This is a genomic window from Oceanobacillus sp. FSL W8-0428 (genome assembly GCF_038004405.1).
Classification (GTDB): Bacteria; Bacillota; Bacilli; order Bacillales; family Amphibacillaceae; genus Oceanobacillus; species Oceanobacillus sojae.
Genome location: NZ_JBBORB010000001.1, coordinates 1,963,797 through 1,987,721, shown reverse-complemented (window position 1 = coordinate 1,987,721; position 23,925 = coordinate 1,963,797). Strand labels below are relative to the sequence as shown.

Sequence of the window (23,925 nt, the reverse complement as noted above, 5' to 3'; positions counted from 1 at the left end):
TCCTCTCATACCTTATATCTATACAATTTGCTTTTGTTCCAAACATCTTTTTATTTCTTTATCAGGAATTAATTATTTAAGAATAAAGCCGATTTTCTCCGCCAGTTCTTCAACAGATTGCACCACCACTTTTGGAATGCATTCATTCTCAAGAAACGGCATCTCTCTTAATCTGTTTTCTTTATGCCATTTTTCTTCACATATTTTAATAAAACTTGGGTGTGTTGCCCTTTCATCAATCGGGTATGCTAAAACTTCAGCTGGCAGGGCCCTGTGAATAAAAACAGAAAAAACTCCTAATTTATTGGCCAATAATACATCATGGTCAATTCGATCACCAACGTGCGCTGTTATTTCTCCGTCATCCGACAGTTTTTTCAAAACGGCAGGATTCGGCTTGGCAAATCCTGCCGAATCGGATGTAATCACTTCATCAAATACTCTATCGAGACCCAGTTTCTGCAATACCGGGAGCTGATACTTTGAATAACCATTTGTTGCAGCTGCAAGATGGAAGCCTTTTTCTTTGATTCGTTTCAGATAGTCCAGCATATTATCTTCCAGCAAATAAATCTTCGGAGACTCAGAATGCTTGATAACCATCCTTTCTATATCTATAACTGAACCTGCTCCTAAATTCCCTGCTACGCCAGTTATAATATCATCCCAATCATATGCTTCTAAAAATCGCTCTTCACTCATTCTTTGTAAGTGCTCGCTGACAATCAAATCCAGAATATCCTCTTCCGTATCTGTTTCCTTTTTCAACATATTCACAATCTCCGGAAAAACCCATTTTCCGAAGGGATTTTGCATTATTGTTTCATCAAGATCAAATGTAATCCATTTTGTTCCCACTTATTTCACGGCTCCTTCCGTTAAGCTATCCATAAACTGCCTGGAGGCGAATAAAAATGCGATAATCATCGGTAATGACGACAAAGTTAAACCCGCAAACAGCAGATTCCATTGTGTATCATACTCACCGAATAATGTTAACATCCCCAGAGGAATAGTTGATAATGAATCGGTTCGAATAAATATTAACGGATAGAAAAAGTCATTCCAGACATTAATCAGGTTTACAATACCCACAATTGAAATAGCAGGTTTCATTATCGGCAGTACAATCCGGTAATACACTTGAAAATCATTACAGCCATCTAATCTCGCAGAATCCTCCAAGGCTCTTGGAACTGTACGGAAAAAACCATAGAACAAAAATACTGCGAATGGAATTCCACCGGCAACATAGATAAAAATTAAAGCAAATAGGGTATCTACTAAACCTAATTTCAGCATCGTCATATAAAGCGGTATAACAGCCAGCTTCATCGGAAGCATAAGCCCTATCATGAAAAACGCTAACAAATAAGGATTCCATTTAAATCTATATCTTGAAAGATAATATCCAGCCAAAGACGATACAAATAGTACAATAAATACAGAAGCTGAACTGACAATGATACTATTAACAATATAATTGGAAAAATTGACGACTTCCCAAACCTCTATATAGTTATCTAAATTGAAGGAAGTTGGCAAACTTAAAGGATTTGTAAAAATCTCTGCATTTTCTTTAAATGAAGAAACAATCATTAAAAAAATCGGATAGCCAAAAACAAACGTAAATAATGCTAAGACGGCGTACTTTATGATTTGTAATAACGGATTAGTTTTCATCTTCTCTCCTCCTTCACTGTTTTACCTTTCGAAGTCTTTCCGCTTGAAGACAAATAAAATGATACTTGTCGCCATGCCGATAATAATAAATAGAACGACTGCAACTGCTGAACCGAGTCCAATTGCCTGCCCTCCATCAACTGTTCCGAAAGCTAAACGGTAAAAGAAGGTTGTCAGTACATCCGTTGAATAATATGGCCCTCCCGAAGATCCCTGCATAGCAAATACATATTCGAATGTTTCAAATGATCCTATAAATGTCAGCACTGTCATAATCATTAGGGCCGGTCCAATCATAGGAAGCGTAATTCTAAATAAAACAGTAAATGAATTAGCTCCATCAATTCTTGCCGCTTCAAAAATTTCCTTATCAATCGCCTGCAGACCAGCTAAAAATATCAGCATAGAAAATCCGATGGACGCCCAGCTGTCAACAAAGATAACACTTAAGAGTGCAGTACTCATATCCCCCAGCCAGGGTCTTGTGAATGCCTCCAGGCCGATTGCTTCCAGCAGTGTGTTAAGCGCACCTCTGGTCGGGTTTAAAATTAGGCTGAATAAAAACCCAATGACAATAACAGACAATAGCTTCGGCAAGAAGAACATGCTTTTAAAAAACTCTTTACCTTTAATTTTACTATGTATAATTAAAGCTAATATAAGTGAGATAACTAGTTGGGTAAGTACTGTAACGAAAAAATAAATCCAGTTATGACTAAATGCATTCAGGAAAAAATCCTTGTACGGTTTTTCTGTAAATAACGTTATAAAATTTTGAAACCCTATAAAATCCATCCGTTCAAATCCATTAAACGAATAAAAGCTGTTCAAGGCAGCCGAAATTAATGGATATAACTGAAAAACACCATAAATCAGTGCAGCAGGAAGTATGAATAAATGAACAAGATGCTTTTTATATCTATTTTTCTGCTTATTTTTAGCCATGGAGTCCACCCTCCCAAAAGGTGAATACACAACCAAAGCTGATTGTGTATTCGTTTTTTATTTAAGTGTGTGTTCAAAAAGTCCTGTAACTAGGATTAAGAAGTTCAAGGCGACTAATTTTTTACGAACGGACTTCCACAGGATGTGGTGACTTCTGTATTGTCCACAAATGTTCTCGGTGGAGCGAGTAATCGCAAAAGCTCTTCGATGGGACGAGTAATCGCAGTCCCATCGGAAAAAGTTAGTCAACGCACTTCTCACGTGTTGTGGTGGCTTCTACGTTGCCCACACGACGTGGGCGCTCTTAGTAGAAGATCCTCTTATCGCCGTGTCATCTTTATTGGACTTTTTGAACATCCTATTTACGTTACTCATCTTCCTCAATCATCTCTAACTCCTCTACTCCCTCTTCTGCAGCTCTCTCTGCATTTTCCTGTGATTGTTCAAGCAATTCTTCCTTTGTGACCTCCCCTAAATACATCCCCTGTAATCCGTCCTCAAAAATACCTTTTGTTGATGGGGAACCTAAACCATACTCAACAAGCATAAGATAAGGAGTTGAATTAGCCTCCGAAGCCTCCATAATTTGTTTGACAATATCATGTGATGCAGTTACGCCCTCTACAGCACTAACCCGGCTTAAATTATCAGTAAATAATTGCCCGAATTCCGGGCTGGCCATAAATTCCATAAACTGCAGGGCTTCTTCTTCATGTTCTGTACCTTTTACAACGCCATATGAACCATCCACCCAATTCATGACTAATGGATCATCTGAACCTTCCTCCTTAAATCCGGGAATTACGCCTATGGAAAGATCAGGGTTACTATTTTCCAATACTTCTAATTGAAAATCTCCATTTACATACATTGCTGCTTCTTCTGTATAAAATAATGCTTGTGAATCAGCATCATCTAAAGCCATAAAGCCGTCAGCTATATATTCTGTAAGCTCTTCCATTCTATCTAAGGATTCCATCATTCGAGAATCTGTTAAATCGGCTGCTCCCTCTGTTATATCTGATACAAATTCATTACCTCCATATGCCGTTGGAGTTATAACCCCGTGCAGCATAGATAACAGCCATGCTTCTCTCCCGCCTACAGATAATGGTGTAACGCCATTATTCTTTAATTCCTGACTGACTTCTATAAAATCATCCCATGTTTCAGGGGGATCCAGCCCATGTTCATTAAAAATATCTATATTGTAATAGATCAGACCAATATTTAAAGACAAAGGTATTCCATAGGTATTTCCGTCACTTCCCTGCGCAGCTTCTAAATATGATTCGTCAAAGTTATCAATACCTTCTATATCATCTAAAGCCACTAAATATCCATTGTCTGCAATTGTCCGGGCACCAGTATAAGGTCTGAGCTGCACAATGTCAGGTCCTGTTCCTGATACTAAGGCATTGGTTAAGATAGTATTATATTCCGTAGCTTCAAATGGATTAAATTTAATTTTAATATTTGGATTTTCTTCCTCAAAAGCAGCGATTATCTCCTCATATGCAGATCTGTCCTCTGTTCTCCAGCTATACATTTCCAGTTCTACGGCATCTTCATTTGAATTACCGGAACTATCCTCGCTTCCGCATCCAGCAGCTATCCCGCTGAATAAGATAAAGAATATTCCAATAAACAGCTTTTTCTTCATTATTGAAAACCTCCTCTGTGTTTTATCACAGCGCGACTCTTTCTTCTGAGATGAATAAACGCTGCAGGACGCTTTTTTAGAAGCGCTGCCAAAATATTAAAGAAAATTTATTGACTGCTTATTCTCAATAACGGAAGACCCAAAGTTCTCCAATTACCTTTACTCATCTTCTTCAATCATCTCTAACTCTTCTACTCCCTCTTCTGCAGCTCTTTCAGCGTTTTCCTGTGTTTGTTCGAGCAGGTCTTCTTTCGTAATTTCTCCCAGATACATTCCCTGCAGTCCGTCTTCAAAGATAGTTTTTGATGTAGGTGAGCCCTCTCCATAATGGACAAGCATAAGGTAAGGTGTAGAATTTGCTTCGGAAGCCTCTGTCACCTGCTGAACAATTTCGTTTGTAGCTGTTACCCCATCTACAGCACTAACACGACTCAAGCTGTCACTGAACGTTTGTCCGAATTCCTGCGATGCCATAAATTCCATGAATTTCAGAGCCTCTTCCTCATGCTCTGTCCCTTCAACAACTCCGTAAGAGCTGTCCACCCAGTCCATCGCCAGCGGTTCTTCTCCGTCTTCCTCCTTGAATCCGGGAATAACACCAATCGGGATATCCGGAATGTTATTTTCAAAGGTTTCTAATCGATAGTCTCCATTAATATACATCGCTGCTTCTTCCGCATAAAATAGAGCTTGTGCGTCATTATCATCTAAAGCAATAAAATCCTCCGGCAAAAATGCTGTAATTTCTTCCATTCGATCCAGGGATGCCAGCATGCGCTCGTCCGTTAAATCAGTATTTCCTTCTGTTAATTCATCTACAATTTCGTTACCTCCGTATGCTGTCGGCGAAATAACACCGTGAAGCATCGATAATAAATATGCGTCTCTTCCCCCTTGAGCTACAGGAATAATATCATTAGCCAATAATTCCTCACTAACGCTTACAAAGTCCTCCCATGTCTCTGGAACATCTAAACCATACTCTTCAAAAATATTCTGATTATAAAAAATGACACCTACATTTAAAGACAATGGTATTCCATAAGTACTTCCGTCACTTCCCTGTGCTGCCTCTAAATAAGAATCATCGAAGTTTTCAATGCCTTCTATATCATCTAAAGCCACTAAATATCCATTATCGGCAATTGTCTGGGCACCTGAATATGGTCTCAGCTGCACAATATCAGGTCCTGTTCCCGAAACCAGTGCGTTGGTTAAAATCGTATTATATTCCGTAGAATCAAACGGATTGAATTTAATTTTAATATCCGGATTCTCTTCTTCAAAAGCAGCAATTATCTCCTCATATGCAGACCTGTCTTCTGTTCTCCAGCTGTACATTTCCAGTTCTACTGCATTTTCATTCGAGCTGCCGGAGCTGTCTCCGTTTCCACATGCAGCAAGTATTCCGCTGCATATAATTAAAAACATTCCAAGCAATAGACTCTTCTTCATTACTAAAACCTCCTATTAATTATTAAGATTTGTATAATTCCTAAATTATCCGGAGCAGCAATATGCTTATCCTCCCATGTATGTCTACTCTTTGCTCCATTCACTCAACGCTTTAACAAAGTTCCCCTGATGCTTCTTCAATCTTTCTTGAGCTATTTTTGCATCAACATCAAACATCAGCATCAGTATAGCTGCTTTCGTATCTCCATCTGCTTTGTCATAGACCTGGCCGGCCTCTTTATCGCTTGCCTGAGTCAATTCTTTAATAATAGATATAGCTCTATTTCGCAGCTTCTTGTTTTTGGCTTGTAAATTAATCATCAGATTTTCATATACTTTTCCCGTCCGCACCATGGTTACTGTAGACAGCATATTCAACACCAGTTTTTGAGCTGTTCCCGCCTTTAACCTTGTTGATCCGGTTAAAATTTCCGGGCCTACAGGAAGCTCAATAGCAATATCCACTTCCTCTGATAATCTAGTATTCTCGTTACAGGAAATTCCAATTGTTTTTAATCCTAATGCTTTTGCCTTCTTTACTGCTCCCAGCACATAAGGAGTCTGCCCGCTTGACGCAATCCCTACAACTACATCACCCAGGTTGGCACCTTCCCTTACATCCTGCTCACCAAGCTGATCATCATCTTCTGCATTTTCGATAGCAATACGCAGTGCTTTATCTCCACCAGCGATAATCCCTTGAATAACATCAGGAGCTACACCAAAAGTTGGCGGGCATTCAGATGCATCCAAAACACCCAGCCTGCCGCTTGTTCCTGATCCTAAATAGATTACTTTATGCTTTTTCTCAATTGCTTCTACCATAGCTTCTACAGCCTTCTCTATTTGCGGCAAAGCTTTCTCTACAACACCAGGAACTGTTTTATCCTGTTTATTCATCATCTGTAAAATTTCATAAGTTGACTTTTCATGTAGGCGGTTCGATTCTTTATTTCTCATCTCTGTCTGCATACACATACATCCCTTCTCTTCTGAAATATCCTGGCAGCTTACTGGCTGATTAATGTTTCATAAACCAGCGTGTGAAACTTTCTTCTGATTTCAGGTAATCGATGCTCCCTCCCGTAATGGACCATGTTAGTTAGCAAGACGGTAATAATTTCTTCTTTTGGATCAATCCATAGGCTTGTTCCAGTAAACCCGGTATGGCCAAAAGAACCGTTGGACCAGGCTGAACCGCAAGTTGCTCCAATAGATTTTTCACATAATACTTCAAAGCCCAGACCCCGATTTTGAATCACATTTTCTTTGATTAAAGCCATTGTCTCGGGTTTTAAAACCGACTGTGTTTCCGGATACAGCCAGTAATTTGCATAGGCTGCTACATCCTTAACAGTTGAAAATAAACCTGCCGAACCGCTGACCCCTCCCAGATGGAATGCTTTTTCATCATGAACCTCACCATGCACATATTTCTCATTAACTTTCTCAGTGGCTGCAATTTTATTTTTCTCAACCTGTTCAGGCAGGAAGTCCGTATCTGTCATGCTCCATGGTTGATATAACTCTTTTTGGGCAAATACATTCAGCTTCTGCTTCGTTATTGTTTCTATTAATTTTCCCAGTATAATCATGCCGATATCACTGTATAATACTTGGGTATCAGGAGGTTGAACTGCTTTGCAATTCAGAACTTCCTTCCATACATCTCTTTGTTGATAGCGGTTTTTAAAGGCTAAATCTGCAGAAACGCCTGATATATGCTGCAGGAAATGGCGGATAGTAATGTCTTCCAGAGGAAATTCGGAAAGATATTTACTCACCGTATCATCTATATGCAATTCCCCTTGTTCATATAAAAATAAAATACTAGGCAGTGTACACATGACTTTTGTTAAGGAAGCTAAATCAAAATAAGTATCTGCTGTAACTGGAATACGTTCCCCCTGATTGTTTAAAAATGAGCCTGCACTGCTTAATGTCTTTCTCTGCTTCCCGTGCTGAATAAGATAAACTGCTCCAGGAATTTCATCTTTCGCTATCAATTCCTCCAAATACTGTTCATAAGCATTCATTTACAAACCTCTTTTCTGCCGGCCACTTGTATTTGTAAGCATTGTTTCAATTTGTTCTGCAGAATAACCCTGCTGTTTAAGAACGAGCACAATACTTCCGACAACGGGATGCCTTTGTGCTTTGATTACCTTTACTGATGAAATCGCAGCTAATTCAGCTGTTACTTCTTTGACTATAAAATCATTTTGAAAAATTCCTCCGGCCAGTACAAATGGAATATTCTTTACATCTGTCTGGAACAATTTTTGAAATAAAATCCCCCCGCGCCGGGCTATCCCCTTAGCAGTCTCTCTGATAATATTTATAGCAACTTCATCTTTTTGATTTGCTGCCTGAAAGACATAACTTGCGAACGCTGCTATCCGCTGCTTCTCAAAATCCTGATAAAGAATAGGAACCAAATCTTCCATTCTGTTAATAGTCTCCCCTTCTAGGATGAGACTTGTCAGCATTGTTTCAGGCCCTAATCCATCTAATTCATCAAATACAGCTATCAAAGCCTGGGAGCCTATATGATAACCACTGCCTGGATCACCGCCTACTAAATGTCCCCATCCTCCGACACGGACTGTTTTTGCTTGATGGACGCCAATGGTGATTGCCCCTGTTCCACAAATAGATACGATGCCATCCCTGCCAAGTGTTTCTGAATAAAGGGCTATTTTTCCATCATTTTCAACTACGAATTCTTTTATTTTATGTAAACACAGAGAGGATTCTTGAAAGTACTTTAACCATTTAATCTGATCTGCTTTTCTTCCCAGTCCTGCAACCCCCAGACCGATTGATAATTCCGTATTTTCAGATAAAAAATGAGCTTCATATGCTTTGTTTATAAGACGATTAACTACCTCCACAGAATGCGCATAGCTGGTGCTATGCGGATTTGCAGCCTCTTCCTCCTCTTCCCATATGAATCCTTTCTCCTCATGAAATAAACTTGCTTTGGTTTTTGTACCGCCGCCATCAATTCCTAAAATATACATCTCTCTTCACCCTTTTTTAGGATTTCGAAATTCTCTTTGTAAAGCTTCTCTCGTCTGATTCAGGTAATGGATTGTGGCATCATAATTCCTTGAAGCAACACCCGTAAACAAAATATCAATGATATTAAGCTGTGCAATTCTTGATGCTGTTGCTGCACTTCGAACCAGATCGGACTCTACGGATGAAACACATAGATGAATATCCACTAATTCAGATAACGTATTTTTTCCATATCTTGTAATTGCCACTGTTACAGCATTATTTTGTTTCGCATTCCTGATTGCTGAGAGTACATGCTTGGTCTCTCCTGAATAAGAAATTCCGACAGCAACATCATTCTCTCTAAGTGTCACCGACGAAGTTAATTGTAAATGTGCATCCTCGTATGCGGTACAGTATTTATTAATTCTCAGGAACTTCTGCTGTGCATCCTGAGCAATAACCTGTGATGCTGCCGCTCCATAAAAATCAATTCTGTTTGCTTTATTTAAAGCTTCAATCGCTCTCTCTACACTATTTATTTCTAAAATTTTTAATGTCTGTCTGATTGACTCAATATTTTTTTGTGAAACTTTCTCAATCAATGAATTGACATTTTCATCAGATATAATTTCATTACCGTTATAGATATTTAATTCACTGGTCTGCAGGTCTCCAGCAATTCGCAGCTTTAAATCCTGAAAACCGGAAACTCCTATATTCTTGCAAAGACGTGTAATTGCAGCCTGACTTGAGCCACTCCGGTTCGAAAGCTCTTTAATCGATAACCGTACAATCTCCTCAGGGTTTTCTAATATATAAACTGCAGCATTTTTTTCAGCCGGTTTTATGTGATTCATCGCTTCTCTTATTCGAATTAGACCATCATTATTCATAGTTTTGTAAACCCTTTCACATATGATTTATATGGAGTATATTACAGTTGAAATTTAATGTCAATATTTTTATAATATTAAAATTAAATTTCAAATATAGTATTTCATCACATATAAATGCAGATTTTATATTTTTGAAAATTTGTTATTACAACATGCAAAAGCTTCCTGCCTTACAAGAGCATAAAACAAAACCCGGTCTGCTTCACAACTTCGACAGCAGACCGGGTTTCCTACGACTAATATTTTTATATTTTCATTTTACAATTTACCATTACATGTTTACGCCGACTCCCGGCCCAAACGGAATTCCTAAAAGCGCAAAGATAATCAGCATAACCACCCATATTCCAAAGAATGAAAGTGCGTATGGGAGCATCATGGAAATAAGTGTACCCAGACCTGTATTCTTCTGATAATTCCTCATCACTGCAAGTACGAGCAGAATATATGGGTTCAGCGGTGTAATAACACTCGTTGATGAATCAGCAATACGATACGCCGCCTGGATAAATGCCGGATTATAATCCAGCAGCATAAACATTGGTACAAATATTGGTGCCATTAAAGCCCATTGTGCAGAGCCGGAAAATATAATTAAATTCAGTAAGGTCATTAGCACTGAGAATGCAATAACAATAGGCAGCCCTGTTAAATTAATAGAAATCAATGCGTCTGCACTATTTACAGCAATCCATGTTCCCAGGTTACTCCAATTGAAATAAGCAATAAATTGAGCTGCAGCAAATATTAATACAATATAGCCTGCCATCCCTTTAATGGATTCTGCCATATAGGTTACAACATCATTTTGTGATTTAATTTTTTTGGTGGTTATTCCGTATGCTGAACCTACCGTAATAAATAACAAGAGGATGATTGGCACGATATTACTTAAAAGCGGGGATGGTATAAGTCCGCCATCTTCATTTGTCAGGCTGGAGCCGGGAAGGAAAATTAAAAGCAGTACAACAGCTATATAAATCAGAGCAGCTATAACAGCATTCCGTAAGCCTCTTAATTCCAGCGCTGTCACTTCATTGACTTCTTTCTCAACATTTCCTTTGTATTCTCCAAGTCTTGGCTCCACCAATTTATCAGTTATTAATCCTCCGACAATTGTCATGATAAAAACAGAGGCTGCCATGAAGAAGTAGTTATCGACAGGTGTCACAATAAAGCTTTCATCAATAGATTTTGCTGCTTCTGTTGTAATTCCGGATAAGAGTGCATCTGTACCTGTCACAAGGATATTTGCCGTGAATCCGGAGCCGGCACCCGCAAAACCTGCCGCCAATCCAGCAAGAGGGTGCCTGCCAATGGTATAGAAGACCATTGCTGCCAACGGTGGAATAAGGACAAATGCCGCATCAGAAGCAATGTTCCCTAGAATACCAACAAATACTACTGCATAGGTTATTAAAGACTTCGGAGCCTTTAGAATCGAACTTTTAATTGCCGTTTCCAACAATCCAACTTTATCAGCAAGGCCGATACCAAACATCATTACCAACACAAGCCCTAAAGGAGCAAACCCTGTAAAGTTGCTTATCATAGAGGATAGTATAAATTCTAACCCCTCAAAAGACAGCAGGCTTTTAATTTCGAGCATTTCTCCCGTCCCCGGGTGCTCAACCGTTGCTCCGAACCAATGAAAAATCATCGATAAAATCATTACAATTCCAGCTAGATAAATAAATATAAAAAACGGTTCAGGCAGCTTATTACCTATTTTTTCAATAACATTTAAAAGGCCTTTGCTTTGCTGTTCTCCGTTATCTGTATTATTTCCATTTTTGTTTTCTTCGGACATACTGTCACCTCACTTATGCTGCAAATAATTTATGATATCAATATATACTGATACAGCTGTCCGAACAGCGTCTTCATCTATATCAAAATTCGGATGATGATGCCCGGCCGGTAACAAACTAGGGAAAACCATGTATGTGGCAAGCCCGCCATTTTTCTGAACATGGTCAATCATATATGACGCGTCTTCAGAAGCTTTCAATGGCAGCACATCATAAATTTCTTTTACATCTAAATTTTTTTCACATGCATCTTTTACAATTTGAATCCATTCTGCGTCACACTTAGATCCCAATCCCTGCCCCATAAACCGGATACTGGCTTTGACATCGTGCATGGCAGCTGCTGCCTGAATAATTCTCACTGCTTCATCGTACATATATTGATTTAACTCTGTCGTTTCTCCCCGTGTTTCCACCAGCATTACAGCTTCATCTGCAATCACATTCCGTCCGCTGCCCCCAGATAAACGACCTACATTAATTCTTGTTGTCCCATCTCTATGCCGGGGGATAGCATTTAATTGAAGCAATGCTGTTGCCGCTGCAGTTAAGGCATTTTTCCCTTCATTGGGCTCTACACCTGCATGTGCAGATTTTCCTGTGAAGGTTACATCAAATTTTGTGCTTGCCAGTAATTGATCAGCTGTTGCTGCTATACTGCCTGCCTGTAAAGAATTAATGCCCAGATGACCACTCATAAAATAATCTACCTTATCCAGCCAGCCTTTTTGAACAATACTGTTTGCTCCTCTTAAGCCTTCCTCAGCCGGCTGAAAGATAATCGTGAATTTCCCTGTCAGATCATCCTTATGTGCATCCAGGTATTTTGCGACAGCAAGACCAATGCTAATATGCCCATCATGTCCACATGCATGCATTTCCTTTGGATGCTGTGAGAGAAAGCCTTTATCAAATGGCACATGTCCTTTTTCATCGGACTCAGTGATAGGCAAGCCATCAATATCATATCTCATCGCAATGTGCGGGCCTTTTCTTCCAGTATCTAATACTGCCACTACTCCTGTATGACCGCCATCAAGCTTTTCAGCAAAAGCTTCTGGAACACCATATGCTATTGCCCTTTCTTTACTTGCTTCGATTTCTCCCGCTGTTGGAACTCCATAGCGTTCATCGCTTTCTAATATTTCTCTTCCAATATATAAATCAAAAGACAGACTTTGCAATAATTGATAAATTTCATAAGTAGTGATAAACTCCGTAAATCCAACCTCTGGAAAGGTGTGAAACTTCCTGCGTACATCAACAGCAAACTCCTGCAGTTCTTTATGCATTATTTATCCCCCTTGAGTGTCTGTAGTGTATCGATAGCTGCTTGTGTCATTGTCGTAACACCGTATTCTACAGCATCTTCATTGAAGCGGAACGCCGGGTTGTGTAATGGCTTCTGGCCTTCACCGACAGAGCTCCCCAGCCAATAATAGACACCAGGATATTTTTGCAGGAAGCGGCTGAAATCTTCTCCTGCCAGACTCGGATTCAGTACTGGAGCAGCTTCTTCCCCATACAGACCGGTTACGGTCTTTCGTATTTGTTCAGCCCACTCTGGGGTATTTATTGTGGCCGGGTAACCGTCCAGGTATTCAATTTCGACTTCTGCTCCCATAGCCGCTGTAACATTTTTTACTATCTCAATGAATCTTTGCTTAATCATTTGTTTCGTTTTATCAGATTGTGTTCTGACCGTCCCAAGAATTTCTGCTGTTTCGGCTATAACATTATGCTGTGTCCCCGCTGTAATCTTTCCGACTGTCACCACAGCTGGTTCAAAGGGATCTGCATTCCTGCTTGTAATTGTCTGCAATGCATTGATCACCTGATTAGCCACAATAATAGCATCAACTGTATCATGTGGCATCGAGGCATGTCCGCCAGAACCTTTAATAGTTAATTTAAATCGGTCAGAGTTACCCATAATTGGTCCAGCCATCACGCCAAATGTACCTACCGGCAAGCCTGGCCATACATGCTGGGCGATTAATACATCCGGCTCATGCACATCAAAAACACCATCATCCATCATCTTTTGGGAACCGCCGGTCGGCGACTTCTCTTCAGCAGGTTGAAAAATCAATAAGACCTTCCCAAAAATCTCGTCCTTCCTGGCCAATAGTGAACGAGCCGCACCAATAAGCATTGCTGTATGAGCATCATGACCACAAGCATGCATAACCCCCGGATTTTTAGAGCTGAAGGATTCTCCAGATATTTCATCAATTGGCAAAGCATCTATATCTGCTCTCAGCCCAACTGTCTTACCCGGATGAGATCCTTCAATTACTCCTAATACACCTGTTCCCGCATATCCAGCTGTATAAGGTATTCCATATCTATCTAACTCTTCTTGTATTATTTTGGATGTTTCAAATTCTTTATCACTTAATTCTGGATTTTCATGTAATAAACGGCGAAATTTAATAACATCTCCGACAATATCAGTGCGAACTGACATAACATCACTCCTCTTTATATATTTGGAAATTTCTGTTTTAAGTCTAATGAACACAACTCCAAATGTCAATTTACTTAACATAGCCCTGCTTCTTTATTATTATAATTAAGGGCTTTTTCAGCATACCATTTAAAAATTGATTTGTTCACCTTCTTCCAATGTAATTATTTTTTGTTATATAATAAAGACTACTAATTACTGAGAGCTATTTCATTCCACAAATAAGGAGCTTACTATGCCAATCTTCATACATTATCAAACAGCTTCAAAAGAATGGGAGCAAACAGAAAATACCAATGCTGTACCAGACGATGCGCTTTTTATATGGTACGATTTTATTAATGCAACCTCAGAGGAAAGCGAACTGCTTGCTTCCAAATTTCATTTTAATACGCTGGCCATAGAAGATACGATAAAGACTGTTTCACGTCCAAAATTTAAAGAATATCAAGAATACCAATTCTTAGTCTTACACCTGATAAATCCAAAAGATTACCGTGCACAAGCTATTAATCTCTTTATGAAAGATAATATCCTTGTAACCTATCATCAGGACAGGCTGAAAAAGCTGGGCAATATAGAAAAAGCTATTCAGAGGCGCTCCCCTTCCCAGCTTGTTACACCCGCAGATATCGCTTTTATTATTTTAGATCTTATCGTCGATAGTTATTTTGAATACGTGTACCATATCGAAGACGAAGTTTTTTCTTTTGAAGACCGGCATGTTAATGATGCTACAGATAACAAGCTGATGGAGGATGTATTCCAGATCCGTTCGCTTATTATTAAACTCAAACGCGTCACCGTACCGATGCAGGAGCTTATTCAGCATGTAAAAGACGAAACATCCTTCATAAAAACAAAGAAGCAGAAAATGTATATACACCATATTGAGGACCATATTATTAAACAGATGCATATCATTAAGTCCGCACAGGAAATGACTGGAGATATTCGGGATAACTATGATTCTTTAAACTCCTACCGCTTAAATAATGTTATGAAAATATTAACGCTGGTTTCTGTTATCTTTCTTCCTCTGACATTAATTACTGGAATTTATGGCATGAACTTTCGGAATATGCCAGAATTACAATGGGATTTTGGCTATTTTGCAGTTCTTGCTGTTATGCTGTTTATCAGTGTTATACTTATTATTTATTTTAAATTTAAGAAATGGTTTTAATAGAAGGGAGACAATTTTTATGTCTTTCTTTTTTTATTTTGAATCCCCTTCTTTCTCTACCCTTCCAATAAATACGAATGATATACTTTATCTAAATAAGAAAATTCAATCAAATGGGGGATCTCTATGAATGACAAAAAATCACTAAGCAGCATTGAAAAAGCACTGCAGCTCCTTAACTGCTTCTCAGAAAAAAAGTTTCAGATGACCGCTGAAGATTTGGCGAGAACTACCGGAATCCCAAAGTCATCAGTATTCCGTATGCTTGCTACATTAGAAGATTACAACTATATTAAACGAACCAAAACTGCCCATAAAACATGGTATAGTCTTGGTTTCTCTTTATTTGAAAAAGGAATGATGGTACATCGCCAATTTAATATTAGGGATTATGCAAGAAGCAGAATGGAAGAGCTTCGTAATGAGTGGAACCTGAATATACAATTAGCTGTCCAGGATGGGCATGATGCTTTATACATAGAACAAGTCCCATCCTGGCGGCCTATACAACTATATCCTGCTATTGGCAGAAGGGCTCCTCTTTACGCAGCTTCATGCCCAAGAACACTTTTAGCTTATATGGGGGAAAGCGAGCGAATCGCTATCCTCCATAAAGCAAAATGGACAAAGTTCACACCAGCAACACCAGCTGGTATAGAGGAGACGGAAAAAGCAATTCAGCAAATTATAGAGACAGGTTATAGTATCAGCAGAGGAGAGCTTATCGAAGGAACAACTGGGATCGCCGTCCCCATTTTTGAACCGGTAACTAATAATATTCTGGCTGCTCTAAGTATAGCTGGATTAGATACAGATTTTGAAAAAGATGAACTTTATTATATTAAGATACTGAAAGAAACAGCAAAAGAAATCCAGGATTCAATAAAAAAGTGAAAATTTTAATATATTCAATAGATTTATTTTTCTGATTCTTATATAATGGATTTCAAATATCATTATATGAGATGGAGGTTAAATTATATGGCCGTTGCAAATAACAGCACGACAAGCAATCTGAAACGCGGCTTGGGATTTGTTGATTTATGGAGTGTCGGAGTAGGTGCTCTCATTGGCGGAGGAATATTCACGGTTATTGGACCCGCAGTGGCCGAAGCTGGTCCTGGTTTATTTATTGCCTTTATTATTGCAGGAGTAGTTGCGACACTCTCCTCTATGAGCTATGCGGAATTAGCTTCTATCTGGCCTTATCAAGGGGCTTCGTATGCCTATTCTAAGTTTGCTTTTGCACCAATATCCTCTCACTTAGGAAAATTAGTTGCTTTATGGTGTGCAGGATTATACTTCTTATCATTTTCTTTTGCTGCTGGTGCAGTAAATCTGGGCTTTGCGGGGTATTTTAATTTCATTTTTCCGAACCTGCCCCCAACAATTGTTGCACCAGTTATTTCCATCGTTATCACCGGACTGCTTTTAGTGGGAATCAAAGCCACCGGAAAGGTAAACACATTTTTCTCTATTATTCAAGTAGTTGCATTGTTTGCTATTGCTGTTATTGCCATTTCAGCTAACCCATTGGGACCATTTGAACACAATAATTTTTTACCTAATGGGTGGAGCGGTGTTTTTGCAGCTACTGCTTTGATCGCATTTGGACAAATGCAGGTTGAAGCCGTTTTAACACTTGGTGAAGAGGCCAAAAATCCGAGAAGAAATCTGCCGCTGGCACAAGTTTCTGCTCTCATCACTGTTGTTATTTTATATATTGTAACGGGGTATGGTGTGGTATCATCAGCAGACCCGGCAGAGTTGGCGGCCTCCAGTGCTCCTTTATCTCTAGCAATTGAAAATGTACTGCCGGGTATCGGCGCAGTATTAATTGCCATTGCTGCATTAACGGCAACAGGGACTTCTACACTCGGCTGCTTACTCGGATCTTCACGAATGCTTTATGCCGGCGCACGTGAAAATGCATTCCCCCGTATTTTTGCAAAGGTGGGAGAAAAATCAGGAGCACCATATACGGCTATTATCTTTACTGGTATTATCGCCCTCCTAGCAACAATGACGACTGTACTGGGATATGCCAAAGCAATCAATTTATTAGTAAGTGCAGCCGTATTTGCAAACTGGTTTATGATGGCACTTATGAATATAGCTCTGGTGATAGTCCGGGTGACCCGAAAAGAACTCACTCCCAGCTTTCGTTATCCTATAAATATTAGGAACATTCCAATATTAGCGATATTAGCAGCTATTGCCTGTATATGGATTCTCACATATATTGAACCGTTGCCTTTGCTGATCGGCTTTTCATGGATTGTTCTATTAACTATTTGGTATTTCGTCTATTCCAAAGACCGCTGGGATTTGTTAGATGAAGAGCAGATGAAAGAATTAACACGTAATACAGAAAAGGAGTCGAATTAAATGAAAAAATTATGGTTACAGGAAAATAAATGGGAAGATGTAGAAAATTATTTAAAGCAAAAAAGTACGATACTGATGCCATTTGGAAGTGTAGAACAGCATGCCAAGCATCTTCCGTTGGGAACGGATGCTTATCTATCCCAGCAAATTGCCGAAGATGTTGCCAAGGAAACTGGCACATTGATTGCTCCGCCAGTATGGACAGGCTGGGCGCCTCATCATATGGCTTATAAAGGAACTATTACATTACGCCCTGAAACATTAACAAGCATTGTTGAAGATATGTGTGAAAGTCTCATATATCATGGATTCAGTAAAATTATTTTAATCAATGGACATCGTGAGGCCAACTTACCTCCAATTAAAATTGGTATGACAAAAGTACGAAACCGGACAGGTGCTTTCCTGGCAATAGCTGATCCTTTCTATATTAATGCTGAAAAAGGAAAGGAGCTCAGTGAAGTTGCAGAGGGAGGTATTGGTCATGCAGAAGAACTCGAAGCCTCTCAAATGTACCATTTCTTCCTTGACCTTTGTTCACCAGAAAAAGCTGAAATTAATATCCCGAAGCACCATCGTTTTATGCAGCATGACCCTCATGTCTCCGGTGATAAAATGATTACTGCCAGTGATGTCGGCACATACAGGCAGGCAACAAAAGGAATCGGTATCATGGGGGATGCTACAAAAGCAGACGCAGTAAAAGGAAAAATCTATCATGATACTATGATTGCCAATATCGCTGAATTTGTAACCTATTGTGAAGAAAAGATAGATGTAGAAATCCGAAAAAAAGATATTCCTTTATAAAACAAAACTTCTTTCACGAACAGATTCTGAAAAATCCTGCAGCCGTTCAAATTAACTTAACGGCTGCAGGATTTATTAGATTCTTTATTATGAGAAGTATTTTCCTCCGAACCGACAAATGGAAATCATGTACAATCGAAATAACAGGACGAATCAGCATTTGAATACTACCGATTACGAATAAGACAGTTCCTGCAAACATTGTAACATAATGCTTCCCATCAGGAAAACTAATCCAAGAATCACATCATTAATCTGATAGAGCAGCTTATAAATCGAGGTTACTTTTAATTCCACCCGCTCCAGATGCAAATCCAGTTCCCTGTTATACTTATTAAACGACATACTGTTTTCCCTCCTTCCAAACTACCTTACCCATTATTAGGAAAGATGTAAATTTTTACAATTTGAATGCCTGCTTAAAAACAGCTCAGGCACTCAAAGTATAAACTTTGAATAACTGAAAACAGTGTCTATTTTAAATTTGCCTTCTTTCATCCTGATTCTTATTCATGTTATGATTTATTAAGTTGCATTATCGATCACTATAGACTACAGGCTGGTTGATCAGTCTAAAAGCAAATACGTTGGGAGCACATTTTATGAAACCACTTTTACTGAGTATATCCGGTTTAAAGATTATTATATTTACAATTACCAGTTTTATTGTTTACCAAAAACCGGCTTTTTTTATGGCCTCTCCAGTTACTGGCTATTCTTCTTTTGCTCTTTACCACCAAAAGATTCAAGCTAATCAGTATCGGCATTACGGTTCTTTTGATAGCAGGTCAGTTAACCATGCTCTCCAGCAGCAATGAGCTTGTTAAAAGCGTGACAGTCCTTTCGCCTGATAAACAGCATGTTTTATCTATCAAAGAGAATATGCAAACAAATGAGATGATCTATTATCGTCCTTACTTCGGCATTTTTTGCCCGCGCACAGGAGAGACTTCCTTCTACAGTTGCGGGTGAGGTGAAAGTAGAATGGCTGGCGAAAACGTTATTGCTGCTGTCACTTATCAAACAATCGGTAATTCTATCCAGCAATTTATTGCTACTTACGGAGACAGAGGTGATGGAATGGAACAAGCTACTATTACATAGGAGCACAGACACATGGTGCATGGCAAGGTAAAAATGTAGATTTAACCAGCGATCCAGAGGGGATTACAATCACAGCTAATGGCGAAACAGAACATTTTGATCGGGGAAACACACAACAATTTGGAACTCTGGCCATTGTTTTAAAAAAGGATAACGCAGCTGCCTGGACTATCTCTTTGGATGAGAATATTACATTATACCGTGCTACGATGGAGGATAATCAACCCGTTAAGCTTCAAAGGAAAAACGAATTGAGTGCAAACAGGATTCTCACCGGCATAAGACCTTTACGTTGAAAGCTTTTTCAACGAATTGAATACAAACAAAGGAAAAGATGCCTATCTCCAGGCATCTTTTCCTTTGTTTTAAGAAGCTTTCTTCCAATCCGAAACATCCACTTCAAGCGGAATATTATTAGCGCGTGCTTTAACAGCAGCTTTAAAGAATAGAACAACCAGGATCGCTGCACCCACGAATCCACCGCCCCATGATATATTCATAGGTAAATTAAATCCGATTGGCTGTGATAAAATATAGGTAATCACCATAATCAGCATAAAAGTTCCCGGTATCAGCGCGACAAAATAATTCTTTCTGGCAATATAGAGGTACATAGATGCTACAAAGAGAGCAATTACTGCCGTCGATTGGTTTGCCCAGTTAAAATAACGCCACAATAAATTAAAATCAATTTGCGTTAAAACAACAGATACTGCGAATAACGGCAATGCAATCCACAAGCGGCTAGAAAACTTTTTCTGCGCAACTTTTAAATAGTCTGCAATAATCATACGCGCACTTCGAAAAGCTGTATCTCCGGAAGTTATTGGCAGTACAATGACACCAAGCACAGCAAGTGTTCCACCGATGGCTCCCAGTAATGTTGTCGAAGCTTCACTTACAATAGCCCCAGGTCCGCCCGCTGCTAAAATTTCGTTTAATCCATTATAACCGCTGAACATACTCATAGCAGCTGCAGCCCAGATCATTGCAATAATCCCTTCGGCAATCATCATACCGTAGAAAATTTTGCGTCCTTCTTTTTCTCTTCTTGTGGTACGTGAAATAATTGGTGTTTGTGTGGCATGAAAGCCGGATAAAGCACCACAGGAAATGGTAAAGAATAATAATGGAAAAATTGCAGCTCCCTCAGGATGGAAATTCTGGAAGGAAAGCTCTGGAATTGGAGCTCCTGTAACAACCAGACCAATTCCTACACCAAGTGCACTGATTAAAAGCAAAGCTCCAAAATAAGGATAAAGTCTGCCAATAATTTTATCAACAGGAAGTAATGTAGCTAAAATATAGTAAACAAAAATAAATGCAATAAAAATCCATAATGCTACACGTCCATCTGAAAGTAAATGAAGCAGACTTGCCGGAGTAGAAACAAATACGGTCCCAACTAATAATAACAGTAATACTGCAAACCCATTTACAACATGCTTCATAACCTTCCCCAGAAACTTACTCGCAAGCTCCGGTAAATGTGCTCCTCGATTACGAATGGAGATCATTCCTGTTAAATAATCATGCACTGCCCCTGCAAAAATACAGCCTACTACAATCCAGATGAATGCAGCCGGCCCATATAACGCTCCCATAATCGGACCAAATACCGGACCCGTCCCTGCAATATTCAAAAGCTGAATCAGTGAATTTTTCGGCGTGCTCATTGGAATATAGTCCACACCGTCTCCATTAACATAAGCAGGAGTTGGACGATCTTCCTTTACCCCAAACATTTTCTCAATAAATTTCCCATACGTAAAATATCCAATAATTAATAAAACAATTCCCGCCAGAAATGTATACAAATTTTCTCCCCCTTTATAAGTTTTACAGTGAACACGCTTTCATAAAGTATAAAATATACAAGATCAAAAGAGGAGAAATCAGGAACAAAAGGTTGTTTTTTAGATTTATCATGTTCTTTTAAGTTATTAAGATGCAACCGAAAGAAAAATTAAATCTCTAATTTTGTCCGTAATGCCTTTACATAGTTTCTGCTGACAGATAACGTGTCTTTGCTTCCCTCCAGCTGTAAGTGATACGCTCCGTTAAACCATGGTGTTAACCGCTGAATATGCTCCAGGTTAACTAAGAAACTCTTATGAATCCGGAAAAACCCATATGCCAGCAAGCGGTTTTCCAACTGCTTCAGAGGCATTTTTGTATCAAATTCACCCTGCCTGGTAACTAATTTTGTGCGTTTCTCTATTCGTGACATATATAAAATATCATTGAGTTCTAAATAATGAATATCTCCCTCCACATCTACTGCCAGCTTCCCAAGCATCTTTCCCGAATTCCCCTGTTCTTCCACACCAATTTTTTTCTCAAGCCTTTGGATTGTTTCCCCAAGCTGTTCTTCATCATATGGTTTTAACAAATAATCTACTGCGTCATATCGAAAAGCTTCCACAGCAAATTGCGGGTACGCAGTTGCAAATACCACAAACGGAGGTTTTTTTAATTTTTTGATTGCCTTTGCTACCTCCATCCCGCTCACCTTTGGCATTTCCACATCTAAGAAGATAACATCAGGCTGATGCTGCATCGTTTTCATAATAGCCTCTTCTCCTGATTCTGCCTCTTTAATGGATTGTATCTGCGGGAAATCATTCAATAAATGCTTTAACTCCTCTCGATTATACGGTTCATCATCAACGATTAGTACATTCATCAGCTGACCCATTGCTCTTTCCCCTCCTTATGCGATAAGACAAAATATATATTTGTTCCTTCATCCTGCCCTGTTTCAATCTGAAGCAAAGCCTCTTCTCCAAAAAGAATATTTAAGCGCCGATTGACATTGTATAGCGCTAACCCGCTTCCAGTTTTTGAATCAATTGGTTTACGTCGTATTTGATTGGCTACTTCCTTCTCTATTCCTTTACCATTATCCTTGATTCCAATATAAACACCCTTTTGCTGCTTATTAATCATAACCTCTAAAATACAGTCACTATCCTTATCTTTAAATCCATGCATGATTGCATTCTCAACAATTGGCTGTAAGGTTAAAGGAGGAATGATTTCTGATAATACCTCTTCATCAATCACATATTTGACCAGCAGCCTACCTTTAAATCGTTCCTCATACAGGGATAAATAGGCTTGAACCTGCTTCAGCTCCTGTTCTAAGGTTGTTATTTTTTGAGTAGCTGCAGATAAATTCTGCCTAATAAAATGAGACAGAGAAATAAGCATTTTTCTGGCCTTCACCGGATGAAGACGGATTAGTGATACAATCGTATTTAGTGTATTAAATAAAAAATGTGGATGAATTTGTGCCTGAAGCGCTTTGATTTCTGCCTCTTTCGCTAATTGATATACTCGCTCGGCCTGGCCAATTTCCAGTTGATGACTAATCATGGAGCTTAACCCAGAAATAAGCTCCATATTCACATTGGTTAAATCATTTTCTGATTGAAAATAGAACTTCAGTGTGCCAATTATTTCTCCCCGTTCTTTAAGAGGAGCAATAATAACAGCTTCCAGTGGGCAATCTGCATTTGTGCAATGAATCGATTCTGCTGTTGCCATTTGGATTTTCCCGCTGTCTATTGCGTCTAATGTAATCTTTGTCTGAATCGGATTTTCCTGCTGATGATGGTCATGTCCAAGACCGATATGCGCAAGAATCTCTGTTTTATTAGTAATCGATACTGCGCTTGTATTCAATTCTTTATGAATAATACGGCAAACTGCCTCTGCACCTTCCATATGTAAACCATTCCGTAAATGCGCGAGTGTCTGATCAGCGATTCTTAATGTTTTTTGGGCCTGAACCGCACCAGCCTTCTCCTCTTCCTTTAATACACTTTTAATAACCAGCAGAACCAGTACAGAGCCAATGCCATTTGCCAGAATCATCGGTAATCCTATTAAATTGACCAAAGCCCACGCCTGCTCTATCGGACGGGCTAAAGCAACTATCACCAGCATTTGTACAGCTTCAGCAAAGGCTCCTACAAAAAAAGCTGTTTTCAGCTTAATTCGTTTATTTTTCCTGTAAAACAAACTTGAGATAACTCCTGCAATCATGGTTGCCACGCCACATGCAATTCCTGTAAATCCTCCCAGAGTAAAACGATGAGCACCAGCAATCACTCCAGCCCCAATACCGACCTTTGGGCCGCCAAGTAACCCTGCAATAACAATTCCAATGACTCTCGAATTCGCAATGGCTTCTTCTGTCATCAAATCTGATGCCCAGCGATTAAATTGCAGGCTTTCTGTGTTTACATTCAGCCCTGTGTATGTTCCAATAATCCCGAAAAAGGCAAAAAACATAACTGCAGTAAGAGTCTGCTGGCGATTCAGCTGATCCTGATAAAACATTTTCCGGAAGAAGCGAAGCCTTGTCAAAACAAAGGCTATCGTTACAATAATTCCAACCCGTTCTACTAACGTAATTAATAATTCGAACATCGTAATGCTCCTTTCCTTTTTACTCTCTCGAAAACGCTCTCATTATTATAGCAGTTTCCTAGAAATTTGAA

At 39.1% G+C, this 23,925-nt stretch carries 20 protein-coding genes and 1 pseudogene; 5 read left to right on the top strand and 16 right to left on the bottom strand.

All coding sequences use genetic code 11. From position 1 onward, the window contains the following. Positions 1-72: 72 nt before the first annotated feature. From MKY30_RS09250 to MKY30_RS09195, 12 genes are all read right to left on the bottom strand, one after another. The gene (locus tag MKY30_RS09250; protein ID WP_147209167.1) at positions 73-858 is read right to left on the bottom strand and encodes an HAD family hydrolase; all 786 of its coding nucleotides are present in this window, start codon (positions 856-858) and stop codon (positions 73-75) included. Beyond that, the gene (locus MKY30_RS09245; protein WP_156985839.1) at positions 859-1,683 is read right to left on the bottom strand and encodes an ABC transporter permease subunit; all 825 of its coding nucleotides are present in this window, start codon (positions 1,681-1,683) and stop codon (positions 859-861) included. 21 nt (positions 1,684-1,704) lie between these two features. Further along, positions 1,705-2,628, bottom strand: a complete 924-nt coding sequence (locus tag MKY30_RS09240) for a carbohydrate ABC transporter permease (RefSeq protein WP_147209162.1) — start codon at positions 2,626-2,628, stop codon at positions 1,705-1,707. Positions 2,629-2,995: 367 nt separating this feature from the next. Beyond that, the gene (locus MKY30_RS09235) at positions 2,996-4,291 is read right to left on the bottom strand and encodes an ABC transporter substrate-binding protein (protein ID WP_147209160.1); all 1,296 of its coding nucleotides are present in this window, start codon (positions 4,289-4,291) and stop codon (positions 2,996-2,998) included. A gap of 159 nt (positions 4,292-4,450) precedes the next feature. Further along, complete coding sequence (locus MKY30_RS09230) at positions 4,451-5,746, bottom strand: ABC transporter substrate-binding protein (RefSeq protein WP_341083613.1); 1,296 nt, start codon at positions 5,744-5,746, stop codon at positions 4,451-4,453. Between the two features lie 84 nt (positions 5,747-5,830). Further along, on the bottom strand, positions 5,831-6,718 hold the full coding sequence (gene murQ / locus MKY30_RS09225; RefSeq protein WP_341083611.1) for an N-acetylmuramic acid 6-phosphate etherase: 888 nt from the start codon (positions 6,716-6,718) through the stop codon (positions 5,831-5,833). A 38-nt stretch (positions 6,719-6,756) separates the two neighbouring features. Next, positions 6,757-7,782, bottom strand: a complete 1,026-nt coding sequence (locus tag MKY30_RS09220; protein WP_341083609.1) for a serine hydrolase domain-containing protein — start codon at positions 7,780-7,782, stop codon at positions 6,757-6,759. Next, the gene (locus tag MKY30_RS09215) at positions 7,783-8,769 is read right to left on the bottom strand and encodes an N-acetylglucosamine kinase (RefSeq protein ID WP_341083608.1); all 987 of its coding nucleotides are present in this window, start codon (positions 8,767-8,769) and stop codon (positions 7,783-7,785) included. 6 nt (positions 8,770-8,775) lie between these two features. Further along, on the bottom strand, positions 8,776-9,645 hold the full coding sequence (locus MKY30_RS09210; protein WP_147209150.1) for a MurR/RpiR family transcriptional regulator: 870 nt from the start codon (positions 9,643-9,645) through the stop codon (positions 8,776-8,778). A gap of 274 nt (positions 9,646-9,919) precedes the next feature. After that, complete coding sequence (locus tag MKY30_RS09205) at positions 9,920-11,458, bottom strand: AbgT family transporter (protein WP_147209148.1); 1,539 nt, start codon at positions 11,456-11,458, stop codon at positions 9,920-9,922. Between the two features lie 9 nt (positions 11,459-11,467). Continuing rightward, positions 11,468-12,751 (bottom strand): amidohydrolase, encoded by a 1,284-nt coding sequence (locus tag MKY30_RS09200; RefSeq protein ID WP_339284395.1) that lies wholly within the window; start codon positions 12,749-12,751, stop codon positions 11,468-11,470. Next, positions 12,751-13,929: a M20 metallopeptidase family protein gene (locus MKY30_RS09195; protein ID WP_147209144.1), complete on the bottom strand. Its 1,179-nt coding sequence runs from the start codon at positions 13,927-13,929 to the stop codon at positions 12,751-12,753. The genes MKY30_RS09200 and MKY30_RS09195 overlap by 1 nt, the downstream gene beginning before the upstream one ends. A gap of 235 nt (positions 13,930-14,164) precedes the next feature. Here MKY30_RS09195 and corA point away from each other — a divergent pair, with 235 nt between their 5' ends. The 4 genes from corA to MKY30_RS09175 all read left to right on the top strand — a co-directional run bounded on the left by corA (position 14,165) and on the right by MKY30_RS09175 (position 18,313). Then, on the top strand, positions 14,165-15,115 hold the full coding sequence (corA, locus tag MKY30_RS09190; protein ID WP_341083606.1) for a magnesium/cobalt transporter CorA: 951 nt from the start codon (positions 14,165-14,167) through the stop codon (positions 15,113-15,115). 126 nt (positions 15,116-15,241) lie between these two features. Next, positions 15,242-16,009 (top strand): IclR family transcriptional regulator, encoded by a 768-nt coding sequence (locus MKY30_RS09185; protein ID WP_147209141.1) that lies wholly within the window; start codon positions 15,242-15,244, stop codon positions 16,007-16,009. A gap of 87 nt (positions 16,010-16,096) precedes the next feature. Beyond that, on the top strand, positions 16,097-17,503 hold the full coding sequence (locus MKY30_RS09180; RefSeq protein WP_186813556.1) for an APC family permease: 1,407 nt from the start codon (positions 16,097-16,099) through the stop codon (positions 17,501-17,503). Next, entirely contained in the window at positions 17,504-18,313 is an 810-nt protein-coding gene (locus tag MKY30_RS09175; RefSeq protein WP_341083605.1) for a creatininase family protein, read from the top strand. Positions 18,314-18,359: 46 nt separating this feature from the next. On the opposite strand, the pseudogene MKY30_RS09170 reads toward MKY30_RS09175, so the two are convergent. Next, a pseudogene (locus tag MKY30_RS09170) lies at positions 18,360-18,658 on the bottom strand (YrhK family protein). Between the two features lie 257 nt (positions 18,659-18,915). On the opposite strand from MKY30_RS09170, the gene MKY30_RS09165 reads away from it, so the two are divergent. Continuing rightward, the gene (locus MKY30_RS09165) at positions 18,916-19,131 is read left to right on the top strand and encodes a hypothetical protein (protein WP_339284393.1); all 216 of its coding nucleotides are present in this window, start codon (positions 18,916-18,918) and stop codon (positions 19,129-19,131) included. A 651-nt stretch (positions 19,132-19,782) separates the two neighbouring features. On the opposite strand, the gene MKY30_RS09160 is transcribed toward MKY30_RS09165, so the two are convergent. From MKY30_RS09160 to MKY30_RS09150, 3 genes are all read right to left on the bottom strand, one after another. Further along, positions 19,783-21,234 (bottom strand): carbon starvation CstA family protein, encoded by a 1,452-nt coding sequence (locus tag MKY30_RS09160; protein WP_147209131.1) that lies wholly within the window; start codon positions 21,232-21,234, stop codon positions 19,783-19,785. Positions 21,235-21,383: 149 nt separating this feature from the next. Further along, a complete protein-coding gene (locus MKY30_RS09155) occupies positions 21,384-22,115 on the bottom strand; it encodes a LytR/AlgR family response regulator transcription factor (protein ID WP_339284392.1) in 732 nt (243 codons plus the stop codon). Beyond that, positions 22,103-23,854: a sensor histidine kinase gene (locus MKY30_RS09150; RefSeq protein ID WP_341083604.1), complete on the bottom strand. Its 1,752-nt coding sequence runs from the start codon at positions 23,852-23,854 to the stop codon at positions 22,103-22,105. The genes MKY30_RS09155 and MKY30_RS09150 overlap by 13 nt, the downstream gene beginning before the upstream one ends. Positions 23,855-23,925 lie beyond the last annotated feature (71 nt).